The organism is [Clostridium] scindens (genome assembly GCF_019597925.1).
Taxonomy (GTDB): Bacteria; Bacillota; Clostridia; order Lachnospirales; family Lachnospiraceae; genus Clostridium_AP.
This window is the reverse complement of record NZ_CP080442.1, coordinates 1,287,341-1,300,382: the sequence shown is the minus strand read 5'-3', so window position 1 is coordinate 1,300,382 and position 13,042 is coordinate 1,287,341. Positions and strand designations below refer to the sequence as shown.

The window sequence follows — 13,042 nt, the reverse complement described above, 5'->3', positions numbered from 1 at the left end:
CCTACCCTTCTTCTACCATGAGCCATATGGTCTCGCTGTCCGTTTGTTCTTCTGCCGCGCGGACGACTGCGTCGATGACGTCTCCCATCATCCGAAGCGAGATATCCTCCCCGCCAAGTCCGCCGATGACCGGCACTGACGGTACCGCATTTCCTCCGTACAGGGCTGCTTTTACTTCCTGATATACGATTCCGGTGTCGCAGCCGAATGATACATTTTTATCTACGACTCCAAAGGCTTTTACGTTCGCAAGCGCTTTTTGAATCCTTTCTTTCGGGAACGGACGAATCATGCGCATTCGGACTAATCCTGCCTTCAGCCCCTCCTGACGTTTCGCGTCCACCATATCTTTTGCCGCCCCGGACATGGAGCCGGTGGTGATGATGGCGTACTCGGCATCTTCCATCCGGTATTCTTCGATGGCGCCTCCATAGGAGCGCCCAAACAATTCCCCGTACTCCCGGTCCACTTCCTCGATCACCTCAAGCGCTGCCTGCTGGGCTTTCAGATGTTTGTATCTGTATTCCATCAAAAGGGCGCCGTTGGTGAGCGGATCCACCGCCATTGGGCGCTCGGGGTCCAGGATAATGTGTTCCGGGTGGTAAGTTCCTAAAAATGCATCTACTTTCTCCTGCTCCGGCACCATCACACGCTCGGTCATATGAGACAGGTAGAATCCATCGTAGCAGATATTGATCGGGAGCAGTACCCGCTTATCTTCCGCGATCTTGAAAGCCTGCACCACCAGATCCAGGATCTCCTGATTGTCTTCCGCATAGATCTGAAGCCATCCCGCATCTCTAACGCTCATGGAATCCTGCTGCCCTCCCCACACGCTCTGGGGGGAGATCATCTCCCGGTTGACGATGGCCATCACGATGGGCAGACGAAGGGTGGATGCCCGAAAGTAAGGCTCATACATAAGCGAAAGTCCCTGGGACGCCGTGGCCGTGAAGGTTCTCGATCCTGCTAAGGAGGCGCCTGTCACCACGCTCATGGCTGACAGTTCGGACTCTACCTCGCTCATAGCCGCGTCGATCTTTTTGTCTGCCGCAAACTGGGTGAGATACTCTACTACCGGTGTCTGCGGCGTAATCGGATAAGCCGCGATGACATCTGGTTTTGCGAGGGCTGCTCCCAGCGCTGCAGCCATATTGCCATTTAATACATCTAATCTCTGCATTTATTTCCCCTCCTCCGGTATCATCGTAATCGCATTTTTCGGACATTCATGCGCGCATATGCCGCATCCCTTGCAGTAGTCATAACAGATGGTGAATTTTCCGTCTGACTTTCTGATCGAGTTTACCGGGCAGTACAGAAGGCAGGTGCCGCATGCGATGCACGCCTCCTGGTCAAGCACCGGGCGCTGCGTCCTCCAGTCGCCTGTATTCAGAACATGGATTCCATCCGCTCCTACAGGCACAATATATTTACTTTTAAATTCCATTTTTACAGAGCACCTCCTTTATCGCGCTTCGGCCGTCACAGCGGCCTCATACCCTTTGTACAGCGCCTCTTTGTTTTTGGCGCCCCAGAGTTCTTCTACTTTTTTGGCCACCTCGTCCACGGATACCAGTCCTGTCGCCTTGCAGAACGCGCCCAGCATAACCGTATTGGTAATGGGCCTGCCAATCATATCAAGGGCGATCTTTGTAGCATCCACCACGGTGACGGATGCAATGTTTTTTGGTATCTCCATATCCTTTGGATCATGGGTCGTGTTGAGCACAAGGATGCCGCCTTCTTTGACCCCTTCAAACACGTTGACCGCGTTCATGATCGTAGGATCCAGCACGATGATAATGTCCGGATGGTACACCCTGTTTTTTGGCCGGATGGGTTCTTCGCTGATTCTGACAAAGGCTGTGACCGGCGCTCCCTGGCGCTCAAATCCAAAGAACGGGATTGAGTTGCCATACTTCCCATCCATCACCGCCGCGTACACCAGCGCCTCTGCCGCTTTTACCGCACCCATGCCGCCTCTGCCATGTATTCTGATCTCTTTCAAGTTAAGTTACCTCCTATCGCTTCACCATATGTCCTGACGGCGCGTCTGCCACCAGCATTCCATTCTCCATCACGATGCTGCCGCCTTTGACGGTCATCACCGGCCATCCTGTAAGCCGCCTTCCCTCAAAGATGGAAAAGTCTGACCGGGAATGCAGGTCTTTGGCATGTACTTCCCGTGTAACGTTCATGTCGATGAGTACCAGGTCCGCGTTGCTTCCCGGCAGCAGCGTCCCCTTCTTGGGATATACGCCAAATGTCTCTGCCGGACATTTTGTCATATGGCTGATTATTTTTTCGATGTTGATTCCTCTATTTACCACGCCTTCCGTCAATACCGACGCCAGATGCGTCTCCACTACGGAATATCCCGGAACCACGTCCCAGATGGAACGCTCCGGCTGCTTTTCTTCTTTGCTCTCGCATACATTATCGGTTCCGATCGTGTCGATGACTCCGTCATCCAGCGCCTCCCAGAGCGCGTTCTTGTCTTCTTGGTTTCGAAGCGGCGGCTCCATCTTATAGAGGGGCCCGTCAAACTGCTCGCTGGTCACCGCCAGATAAGGGCTTGTCGTCTCGATATGTACATATTTGTTAAATGGCTTGATCTGCCGCAGTTTTTCGATGCCCTCCTTCGTGCCGATATGTACAAGGTACACTGGAGTCCGGCTTTTCTCTGCCAGATAAGCGATCCGCATGGCCGCTTCTTCCTCGGCCATCGCCGGATGACTTTCCATCCAGTCTCTTACGTCCGCGCCTTCCCCGTACTTCTCTTTCGCGTCCCGAAGCGCCCTGGCTACGATATGGGTATTCTCCGTGTGGCAGCATAGGATGCACTGCTTTCCCGTACGCTTCATCTGTTCCATGACATCCAGGATGAATCCGTCGTCCACGCTTGGGATCATGCCGGGTATCCCGTTCATATACACCTTGAAGGATGTCACGCCAAAGTACCGGGCGTAATCGGGTATCTCCCGCATCTGCTCTTCATTGCCGATCACAAGGTGGGGAATGATATCCGTGTAAGAATATCTGCCAGCCTGCTCCTCGATCTCCGGAAATGTAGAAAAGTGGGATGCAGGGCCGCCGAAAAATACGCCGGTGGTCGTGATGCCTCCCATGACCGCGGCCTTCGTCTCCGAGGCCATATCCGTCTCCATCGGGGCAAACAGCCCCAGATGCACATGGGGGTCAATGAGGCCGGGACAGACATATTTTCCCGAAGCGTCTATGGTCTTTGCCGCACGGACTTCTCCTCCCTGGCTCAGGGACTGGATCTTTCCATCTTTGATATAGACATCGGCCTTAAAGACGCCGTGACCCGGCAGCACGACCATGCCGCCCGCCACCGCAAGATCCGCCTGATCTTTTGTCTGCGGCTCCCGGACGGTCTGCATGGCGGTAAGCTTCTGGCTGATCTCTTTGAGGACGTCCAGCGTCTCGCTGCCTCCGCCTGCGCTTACGTTCTCCCGGCCTACGGCGTAAGGTACGGCAGGGCGGGCAGATTCGTTATTCTGTTTTAGGTTTTTGATATAATCTGCAAATATGTCGTTACCCATAGGCTATGTTCTTCCTTCCACACCTGTAATTGCCGCGATTGCCGCGTCCCTTGCGCTTCTGACCTCGCTCTGGGAGCCGGAGATATACATTCTCCCAAACCGTCCCACCGGGTCGAAGGTCACCACTTTAATGTCTGCGTTCTTCTCCGCCTCATTTACTGCGATAGAGATATAGGCCGCCGGCTCTACTTCCATGATGAACAGCGTCTCCCCAGGAACGAGGATCGAGCCATGCCTGGAATCCCTGTTGATCAGCTGTGCCTGATAGGCATCTGTATTAGAGATGATCTGCTCGGACACGATCTTGGGCTTCATACGGTCCTGCACTGTAAGCCCGCAGGCTTCAAGAACTGCCTCCCCGGCCTGCTTGACATCTTCCGGAGAATAAGAATGCAGCTCGATCTCTCCGTATTCCCGTTCCACGATCTGGAAGGCAGGCTTGGCGTTGGAGGACTTGAGCGCCGCGTTCAGCAGATCATACACTCCGCTTCCCGGCGCCAGTTCTATGTACAGTTCGCTCATCCCCGCAAGCGGGATGTCTCCTTTGGATACGGTTCCTGTTACAGCCGCGTACTGGGGCTGCATATTGTCAACAATTACAAAGGTCCTCAGATTTAGATTTTCTTTTTTTGCTTCTTCCATAAGGCACCTTCCTTAATTAAGGAACGCGTCGATCTCAGCATCCGGCCTTGCGATAACATGGACGCTCACCAGTTCTCCTACCTTCTGTGCTGCCGCTGCCCCTGCATCCACGGCTGCCTTTACGGCTCCTACGTCGCCTTCGATGACCACGGTCACAAGTCCGCCGCCGATCATCTTCTTGCCCGACAGCGTCACGTTTGCCGCCTTCACCATCGCGTCTGCCGCCTCGATTGCCGCTACCAGTCCTCTTGTCTCAATAAATCCTTTTGACTTCATATCTTCCATCCTCCTATTTCTCATTTACAATCATAAGTGTCTACGATTCCCACAACGACCATGTCAGCCGGACTGTCGGCGCCCAGTACCGCCCGGGCCCCCGAGCCTCTCGTCACAAGCACGGTCTCTCCCACGCTGCAGCCGATGGTATCTACGGCCACCAGCATCTCGCCCGATGGACCGCCGGACTTGTTCATCCGCTGCATTGTAATGAGGCTGCAGCCTTTCAGGTGCTCATCCTTGATCGTGGAAACACATTTCCCCTGTACTTTGCAGATGTACATAGCAAGCACCTACCTTCCTTCCAGGATATCCTTGATGCAATCCAGCGCGTAGTCGATCTCTTCCGGCTTAGTGTAGAAATGCGGTGCAATCCTGATCACTTCGCCTCTGCCTGATCCAATCACATTTCTGTCTCTTAAAAGTTTTTCCATCGTATGGGAGTCCACTTTGTCTCCGCAGACGATGGCCGTCGTACCGCCCTTTTTGCTCACGTCAAAGGGACTGATGGTCTTAAGGCCTCTTGCGATAACGCCGTTTAGGGCATGAGCGCTTAGCATGTCGATCCTGTCTTTGATCTTTGGCACCGTGACCTCGTTGATGATCTCAAGACCTGCCCGAACCGCATATGCGTTGAGCACAGGCGGGGTTCCCGTATCAAACCGGCTCGTCTTGTTGGCCCAGTCCAGATATCTGGTCTGGAACAGGAATGGATTCGTCTGGCCGAACCATCCGGTCACAGAAGGCTTCAGTTCCTGTATGATCTGCTTGTTCACGTACATAAATGCCACGCCCGGGATTCCGAACAGATATTTCAGGCAGCCTGATACGAGAATGTCGATGTTCATGGCTTTCACGTCCAGCGGCTCTGTTCCCAGGCACTGGTATGCGTCGACCAGTACGAGCGATCCTTTGCGGTGGGCAATATCTGCGATCGCTTTAACATCCTGCTTGAACCCATTCAGGTAATACACCTGGGTTACGGATGTCAGAAGCGTATCTTCGTCTATGTAGCGTTCATATTCGCTGATGTCGATCTCATGGTTCTCATTGACAGACACAAAGTCCACCTTCGCGCCGTGTCTCTGGTTTGCGAGCCAGATGTAATCCACCGTCGGGAACTCCATATCGGTCACAACCACTTTCTTACGTTTCCCGGTATAATCCAGGGAATTGGCAATGGAGCTTACAAGGTCTGACACGGAGGAAGCAATGGCGATCTCATCCGGCTGCGCACCGATCAGCTTGGCGAATTCAGCCTTCGCAAGCTCGATCTCTTCCATCCAGGAATCCCAGTCCATGCCGACGCTGCCCCAGTTATCCAGATATCTCTGGATGCCCGCCAGCACCTGTTTTGACTGCGCGCTCTGGGAGCAGTTGCCAAGATGGGCCACGGTCTTAAGAATCGGGAAGTCCTCCCTCCACCTATCAACCTCCGCCTCGCTTAGAAGCCCCTTATATGGCAGCGCCTTCACCTGCGGATAGGTATAGGATGGTGCCGGTGCCGCTGGCACTGCCACGGCCGCCGGCTTCTGGTATGAGGGCGTCTGTGCCTGCACTGGCGCCGCATATGGGGCTGCCGGCTGCTGTGCCCTTGCCGGTGCCTGCGCTTCTCCCGCCGCGAACCGGATTCCCTTTTTCTCTGCTTCTTCCCTTGCCACAGAGGTCACTACATCCCCTGGATTGATATAGATGACATTCTCGCCCTTGGAAGCATAAAAGTTAACATCTGCTGCTGTATAAAATTTCTTCAATCGTTACAACTCCTTTCCTGCTGCCGTCTAATCCCGCAGCCTACGCCTCCTCTTTTTCGAGAAACAGATCCAGCAGGCCTTCGTTCGGCCTTGGAATCACATGGGCGCTCACCAGTTCTCCGACTCTCTGCGCTGCTTCGGCTCCGGCATCAACAGCCGCCTTGACCGCTCCTACGTCGCCTTTGATCGCTACGGTTATGTATCCGCCGCCAATCTCTACTTTTCCGGCTACCTCTACATTGGCTGCTTTCACCATTGCGTCCGCCGCCTCCACGCTGCCTACAAATCCTTTCGTCTCAATAAAGCCAAATGAGTTCATACCATATCCTCCTTTATATTTTCCTTTTCACAGGCCATCCGCCGTCCTTAAACAAGATTCTTGTCACCGGATCCATCGGGCTGGCCTCCTTTCTGATTTTCGGGACCACCTTCTCATGCCCGGGCCCCCAGGCTGTTCCATAACTCAATAATTCTTTAAACGCTTCAAATTCCCATGCCGGATTCAATCCTTTCTGCCTTAGCCTCTCATATTCGTTTCGAACCTCGGGGAATTTGTACAGAACCCACCAGTACACCCTTTCATCCTCCGGAATATCCGGATTTTTTTCCAGACAGTAAGACAAGCCCTGCTCTCTCATGATCCTCTCGGCCTCTTCCTCCAATAATTTCAAATCAGAAGGGGGAAATGGAGGGCTGAATGCAACTTTTTTCACCTCCTGGGCTACGCATTCTCCAAAGGCCGCAATCATGCCGTAGATAAAAGAATACCGGTCAATCTCTGCCATGTTCTCATCTCCTTTCTCGTTTAATATTCTGTCAATTGCGCCAATTGATTCATATTGACAATTATAGTAATCATGCTATAATTTTTCTGTAAACTACTTTACAAACCACGGTAATTTTATGATTTATTATTTAACAATCTTTAATCGTCGGAATATTGGGTCATTTTCTGTAATTATTACTACTAAAAGGAGCGTTCTAATATTGACTAAAAATAATTTATCTGATTTGATTGCACCCTACATGTCTCCATGGCTGAGTCTTGATGACAAGGACTGGGAGCCCATTCTTAAGGATTCCTCCGTCAAGTCCTATGAAAGAAGCACCGTCATCTATCAGCAGGGCGATGTCACTCCTTACGTCTATCTTGTCAAGGAAGGCCGGGTCGTGCTCGATCTCTATGGCATCAATGGCCGGAGGCGAAGCATCTATATCGCGGACAAGGGCACCTGCTTTGGCGAGCTTGCCTGTCTGGATCAGCTGGGCAATTACTGTACGGCAACAACCTGTACAAAAACCACGCTGTATCTGATTTCCAAAAAACGTTTCACTGAAGAGATATGCCAGAATCCAGATTTTTGCATGACCTTATTAAAGGCGCTGTCACTGAAGACTCGTCTTATCACAAGTCTATTAGAGCAGATGAGTTTTAATGACTCCAATTACCGGGTCTACCACTCGCTGCTGAGCCTGATCCAGCTATATGGCGTCCGGCTAAGAGACGGCAGCTACAAGCTGAATATCAAATTCACGCACCAGGAGATGGCCTATCAGACAGGCCTTTCCCGCGTATCGGTCTCGAATATCTTTCTGTCGCTTACGAATGAGGGATTGATAGAAAAAGAAAGTGGATACCTGATCGTCAAGGATATACAGGCATTAAAAGATTACTTGATCAAGGATGAGTGGAAGGAAGAATAGCAGAATACATAGGATGCCCTTTGATGGCAAAAAAACAGCGTAGCAGTCTATAACCGCTACGCTGTTAAACTATATTAAACTATATTTTTATATGATGACAAAAGTATGTCAGGCCTCGAAATTCCTGTGGTACAGCGACTCATAGATTCCCTTCTTCTTAAGCAGTTCCTCATGGGTTCCTTCTTCGGCAATCCCATCCTCTGTAAGTACCAGTATCTTTTGGGCATTCTGGATCGTCGTCAGCCTGTGGGCGATCACGAAGGTAGTCCTGTCCTTTGCCAGCCCTTCCAGGGATCTTTGCACTACCTGCTCGCTCTCATTATCCAGAGCCGAAGTCGCTTCATCGAAGATCAGTATGGGCGGGTTCTTAAGAAATACTCTTGCGATCGACAGCCGCTGTTTCTGTCCGCCGGACAGTTTGACGCCTCTCTGCCCGATATCCGTATCATAGCCATCCGGGAAAGCCATAATGAATTCATGGGCATTGGCATTCTTGGCTGCCCGGACTACTTCTTCATCCGTCGCGTCCGGCCGGCCGTATCGAATATTATCCATAATCGTCCCCGCAAACAGATACACGTCCTGCTGCACGATTCCGATATTATTACGCAGATCAGCCAGTTTGATATCCCTTATGTCCATCCCGTCAATCAGGATCGCGCCGGAAGTCACTTCATAGAATCTCGGAATCAGGCTGCACAGCGTGGTCTTGCCCACTCCGGAAGGCCCCACCAGGGCCATATAGTCTCCTGCGTTTACCTTCAGATCAATATGGTTCAGCACCTTTTCCGTATTATCCTCATATCGGAAGGATACATCCCGGAATTCAATCTCTCCTTTTACCTGATCTACGGATACCGCATCCGGTCTGTCCGCAATATCCGGCGCGATCGACAGGATTTCAAGGAATCTCTCAAATCCAGAGTATCCATTCTGGAACTGCTCTGTGAAGGATACCAGTTTCTTCACAGGATCTGTAAAGTTGTTGATGTAGAGAAGGAAGGTGATCAAGTCTGTCAGTTTTACCGTATCTGCCAGCATCATCCCCACTCCTGCCAAAAGAACTACCACCGTGATCAGCGTGCTCATGGCTCCCAATCCGGAATTATAGATGCCCATATATTTGTAGCTGACCTTCTTGGCTGCCACAAAATTGTCATTTCCTGCCTGGAACTTCTTCATCTCTTCCTTTTCGTTGGCAAAAGACTTTACTACCCGGATGCCTGCCAGGCTGTCTTCTATCTGGCTGTTGATATCTGCAATCTTTTCCCGGTTCCTCTTAAAAGCGCTTTTCATCTTCCCGTTGTAGTAGAAGGCAAATAGTGCCATCACCGGGATAAACGCGAATGCCACCAAAGCCAGCTTCACATTTACCATCAGCAGGATGATGAATGATCCTATAATCTTGATGATAGATATTACCAAGTCCTCCGGACCGTGATGCAGCAGCTCGCTGATATCAAACAGGTCGCTGGTGATCCTGGATAAAAGATGTCCCACCTTCTGGTTATCATAGAAGGCAAAAGTCAGTTTCTGGTAATGGCCGAAGATATCCCCGCGCATGTCTGCTTCCATCTTCGCTCCCATAATGTGTCCAAAATAAGCGATGTAAAAGTTGCAGAAAATCTCCAGCAGCACCAGAGCGATCATAATGATTCCAAGCACCAGGATTGCCCGTCTGGCATCTGCTCCGTTAAAATAAACCACCTCGTTGGTGATATACCTGACGATCAGTGGAAGAATCAGCGTAACGGCCGCCCCCAGGATTGCAAAGAACATATCGCTGTAGAATAGCGGTTTATATGGGTTATAATATGCAAATAATTTTTTCAGTTTTTCTCTCATAGTCTTTTCCTCATATAGCAAAGGCGCAGGGCGTGACTCTTCATCACGCTGCGCCTTTTCCTGTCTTGCCTTACTCATTCATATTTGCCAGTTTTGCCGCCTGGTCTGCTGCGATGCAGGCATCAATAATCTCCTGGATGTCGCCGTTCATGATCTTATCCAGTTTATATAACGTCAAGCCGATACGATGATCCGTCACGCGTCCCTGCGGGAAATTGTAGGTGCGGATCTTTTCAGAACGGTCTCCGGTACCAATCTGGCTCTTTCTCGCCTCAGCTTCTGCGTCATGGCGCTTCTGGCATTCCATATCATACAGTTTCGCCCGGAGAAGGGCGAATGCCTTTTCCTTATTCTGCAGCTGGGATTTCTCCGTCTGGCTGTAGATTACGATTCCTGTCGGATAATGGGTCAGGCGCACTGCCGAATCCGTCGTATTGACGCACTGTCCGCCGTTGCCGGATGCCCGCATGACGTCAATACGGATATCTTTTTCATCTATCTGGATATCTACATCCTCCGCTTCCGGCATGACAGCGACCGTAATCGTGGAAGTATGAATACGTCCGCCGGACTCTGTCTCGGGCACCCGCTGCACCCGATGTACCCCGGATTCGTATTTCATCACAGAATAGGCTCCTTTCCCGTTGATCATGAAGGTCACATTCTTCATGCCGCCTATACCGATCTCTTCGCATTCCACCAGTTCTACTTTCCATCGCTGGCTCTCTGCATAATGGAGATACATGCGGTAGATCTCGGCCGCGAACAAGGCCGCCTCATCCCCGCCGGCACCGGCACGGATCTCGACTATGACATTCTTATCATCATTGGGGTCCTTGGGCAGAAGCAGAATCTTAAGTTCATGCTCTAATTCCTCAACCCTCGCTTTTGAGTCATTCAGTTCTTCCTTGGCAAGCTCTCTCATCTCTTCATCGGACTCTTCCTCCAGCATCTGAAGGCTGTCCTCGATCGCCTGCTTGCAGGCCTTATATTCCTTATATGCCTCAACAATAGGAGTCAGTTCATTCTGTTCTTTCATAAGCTTGCGGAACCGGTTCTGGTCATTAGCCACATTCGGCTCTTGTAGTTCGCTAAGTACCTCTTCCAAACGAATGAGCAAATCCTCTAATTTGTCAAACATACTATTTCCTCCTTAACATTTTCCTAACAGCTATTCTCCATTGTACATGCCTGAAACCACACGGTCAAGACCTGCCAAATCCTTTTTTACCATTATATTCCTATATCCATGCTTCTCCATAAGGCTTGCCACTTCCGTTCCCTGGTCATACCCGATCTCGAACATCAGATAGCCTCCCGGCTTGAGATAGCCTCCCCCGGCTTTGATGATCTCCCTGTAAAAATACAGCCCGTCTTCCTTGCCGTCAAGGGCAATGAATGGATCATGAAGCCTTACTTCCTCCTGAAGTTCCTGAATAACCGATGTGCGGATATAAGGGGGATTGGATACGATCAGGTCGTATCTGCCGCTGATATGCTCAAACAGGCTGCTTCTTATGAATGTTGCATTGACTTCCAGCCTGCAGGCATTCTTCCTGGCTACTTCCAGCGCTTCTTCGGATATATCGCTTCCGGTTCCATAAAGCCCCTCGCACATCTTCATCAGGCTTATCAGGATACACCCGGATCCGGTGCACAGATCCAGTACCTGCATGCCGGGCTTTAATACCTTGAGCGCTTCTTCAGCCAGCGTCTCCGTATCCTGCCTTGGGATCAGCACATGCTCATCCACATAGAAGGGATAGCCCATGAACGCCTGCTCCTTCGTAATATGCTGCAATGGGATTCGTTTCTTCCGGCTCTCTATATACGCAAGATACCGGGCCGCCTCTTCTTCCTTTATCTCTTTATCCGGGTTGCCATAATAGGAAGCTTTGGTAATTCCAGTCGCAAATTCCAGCAGATACCACGCATCCAGCGCTGCCTCCCGGATGCCAGCCTCTTTAAGCTTGGAAGTCCCTTCCCTATAAATCTGCTGAAGCGTCAAAGTTCTCTTCCTCATATGCTCTCCAATCAAATACTGCCTCCACGGCCTGGATGGCCACTTCGATCATGCCCTCATCCGGCTCTTTGGTGGTCAGTTTCTGAATTGCCAGCCCCGGCTTGCTGAACAGATTGATCAGCGCGTTATCGCTGCTCCCGGCGAGTTTGAGTATCTCATAGGAGATTCCGGCGATCACCGGAAGAAGGGCAATCCTGACTGCCACCCGCATGAGGGGCGACTCCACTTGTACAAGCAGCAGGAGAATGATGCTGATCGCAAGGACAAAGAACAAGAAACTGGTCCCGCAGCGCTTATGCTGCCTGGAACTGATCTTTACATTCTCCACCGTCAGAGGCAGGCCGTGCTCGATACAGTTGATGCACTTATGTTCTGCCCCGTGGTACATGAATGTCCTCTGGATATCTTCCATCCTCGATATCAGAAGCACATACAGTATGAATATCCCGATTCTCACAAAGCCTTCGATCACTGTGCGGATGTGATAAGATGGAATGAGCGGCTTAAGAAACGAGGATAGAACGTAAGGCAGCACCATAAAGATGGCTACCGCCGCTACCACGGAAAACGCCACCGTTCCGCCCATCAGCCATTTCTCCTGCTTCTCCTTTTTCAAAGCCTCTGCTTCCGTAAGTTTTTCCTGCTCCTCTTCTTCCTCATAAAAACTGGCTGAGTAAGTCAAGGTCTTAATGCCAAGCACCATAGAATCTATAAAATTAAATATTCCCCTGATAAACGGAATCGTAGTCAGCTTCTTCCACTTTCCAACAATGCTGTGGTACTCATCCTTCTGCACGATAATCTCCCCGTCCGGCTTGCGCACTGCAACGGAGTAGGCATCTTTGTGCTTCATCATGATTCCCTCTAAGACGGCCTGTCCGCCAATATTTGATGACTTCATATAGAACTCCTCTGCAACATAAAAGGGTTGAGATTATACAACCTCAACCCGATACTTGTGAAACTATTTGTCCATTCCGTATTTTTTATTGAACTTATCAACACGGCCACGAGCCTGAGCAGCTTTCTGCTGTCCTGTATAGAACGGATGGCATTTGGAACAGATTTCTACGTGGATGTCTTCGCTTGTAGATCCTGTTACGAATGTGTTGCCACAGTTACAAGTTACTGTTGCCTGATGATATGCTGGATGTATTCCTTCTTTCATGATTTTCACCTCTTCTTTATTTTGTCACATGCACGATGTGCGATAAATGTTCGTTATCTAA

General features: G+C 50.7%; 16 protein-coding genes. 1 reads left to right on the top strand and 15 read right to left on the bottom strand.

From position 1 onward, the window contains the following. Position 1 precedes the first annotated feature (1 nt). From K0036_RS06245 to K0036_RS06200, 10 genes are read right to left on the bottom strand one after another with little or no spacing between them, the layout of a single operon-like run. The gene (locus K0036_RS06245) at positions 2 to 1,183 is read right to left on the bottom strand and encodes a transketolase C-terminal domain-containing protein (protein WP_173692950.1); all 1,182 of its coding nucleotides are present in this window, start codon (positions 1,181 to 1,183) and stop codon (positions 2 to 4) included. Beyond that, positions 1,184 to 1,450 carry a 4Fe-4S binding protein gene (locus K0036_RS06240; RefSeq protein WP_025644349.1) on the bottom strand — a complete coding sequence of 89 codons (267 nt, stop codon included), beginning with the start codon at positions 1,448 to 1,450 and terminating at the stop codon, positions 1,184 to 1,186. An 18-nt stretch (positions 1,451 to 1,468) separates the two neighbouring features. Further along, the gene (locus tag K0036_RS06235; protein WP_025644351.1) at positions 1,469 to 2,011 is read right to left on the bottom strand and encodes a 2-oxoacid:acceptor oxidoreductase family protein; all 543 of its coding nucleotides are present in this window, start codon (positions 2,009 to 2,011) and stop codon (positions 1,469 to 1,471) included. A gap of 13 nt (positions 2,012 to 2,024) precedes the next feature. Further along, positions 2,025 to 3,569, bottom strand: a complete 1,545-nt coding sequence (locus tag K0036_RS06230; protein WP_220430968.1) for a dihydroorotase — start codon at positions 3,567 to 3,569, stop codon at positions 2,025 to 2,027. 3 nt (positions 3,570 to 3,572) lie between these two features. Next, entirely contained in the window at positions 3,573 to 4,211 is a 639-nt protein-coding gene (locus K0036_RS06225) for a BMC domain-containing protein (protein WP_025644355.1), read from the bottom strand. Between the two features lie 12 nt (positions 4,212 to 4,223). Continuing rightward, positions 4,224 to 4,487, bottom strand: coding sequence for a BMC domain-containing protein (locus K0036_RS06220; protein ID WP_220430967.1), 264 nt, complete (start codon positions 4,485 to 4,487; stop codon positions 4,224 to 4,226). 20 nt (positions 4,488 to 4,507) lie between these two features. Next, positions 4,508 to 4,771, bottom strand: a complete 264-nt coding sequence (locus tag K0036_RS06215) for a EutN/CcmL family microcompartment protein (RefSeq protein WP_025644359.1) — start codon at positions 4,769 to 4,771, stop codon at positions 4,508 to 4,510. Between the two features lie 9 nt (positions 4,772 to 4,780). Beyond that, positions 4,781 to 6,241 (bottom strand): aminotransferase class V-fold PLP-dependent enzyme, encoded by a 1,461-nt coding sequence (locus K0036_RS06210; RefSeq protein WP_220430966.1) that lies wholly within the window; start codon positions 6,239 to 6,241, stop codon positions 4,781 to 4,783. Between the two features lie 40 nt (positions 6,242 to 6,281). Next, positions 6,282 to 6,560, bottom strand: a complete 279-nt coding sequence (locus K0036_RS06205) for a BMC domain-containing protein (protein WP_025644361.1) — start codon at positions 6,558 to 6,560, stop codon at positions 6,282 to 6,284. Positions 6,561 to 6,573: 13 nt separating this feature from the next. Further along, positions 6,574 to 7,026 carry a hypothetical protein gene (locus tag K0036_RS06200; protein WP_220430965.1) on the bottom strand — a complete coding sequence of 151 codons (453 nt, stop codon included), beginning with the start codon at positions 7,024 to 7,026 and terminating at the stop codon, positions 6,574 to 6,576. Positions 7,027 to 7,228: 202 nt separating this feature from the next. Here K0036_RS06200 and K0036_RS06195 point away from each other — a divergent pair, with 202 nt between their 5' ends. Continuing rightward, entirely contained in the window at positions 7,229 to 7,945 is a 717-nt protein-coding gene (locus tag K0036_RS06195) for a Crp/Fnr family transcriptional regulator (protein WP_220430964.1), read from the top strand. A 108-nt stretch (positions 7,946 to 8,053) separates the two neighbouring features. Here the strand turns inward: K0036_RS06195 and K0036_RS06190 are convergent, their stop codons facing one another. The 5 genes from K0036_RS06190 to rpmE form a co-directional block, all read right to left on the bottom strand. Next, the gene (locus tag K0036_RS06190) at positions 8,054 to 9,790 is read right to left on the bottom strand and encodes an ABC transporter ATP-binding protein (protein ID WP_220430963.1); all 1,737 of its coding nucleotides are present in this window, start codon (positions 9,788 to 9,790) and stop codon (positions 8,054 to 8,056) included. Positions 9,791 to 9,860: 70 nt separating this feature from the next. Next, a complete protein-coding gene (gene prfA, locus K0036_RS06185; protein WP_009248090.1) occupies positions 9,861 to 10,931 on the bottom strand; it encodes a peptide chain release factor 1 in 1,071 nt (356 codons plus the stop codon). A 30-nt stretch (positions 10,932 to 10,961) separates the two neighbouring features. Then, the gene (prmC, locus tag K0036_RS06180) at positions 10,962 to 11,813 is read right to left on the bottom strand and encodes a peptide chain release factor N(5)-glutamine methyltransferase (RefSeq protein WP_220430962.1); all 852 of its coding nucleotides are present in this window, start codon (positions 11,811 to 11,813) and stop codon (positions 10,962 to 10,964) included. Continuing rightward, complete coding sequence (locus tag K0036_RS06175) at positions 11,776 to 12,714, bottom strand: DUF1385 domain-containing protein (protein WP_025644372.1); 939 nt, start codon at positions 12,712 to 12,714, stop codon at positions 11,776 to 11,778. Before K0036_RS06175 ends, prmC begins: the two co-directional genes overlap by 38 nt. 63 nt (positions 12,715 to 12,777) lie before the next feature. Next, positions 12,778 to 12,981, bottom strand: a complete 204-nt coding sequence (gene rpmE, locus K0036_RS06170; protein ID WP_004606984.1) for a 50S ribosomal protein L31 — start codon at positions 12,979 to 12,981, stop codon at positions 12,778 to 12,780. Positions 12,982 to 13,042: the final 61 nt, after the last annotated feature.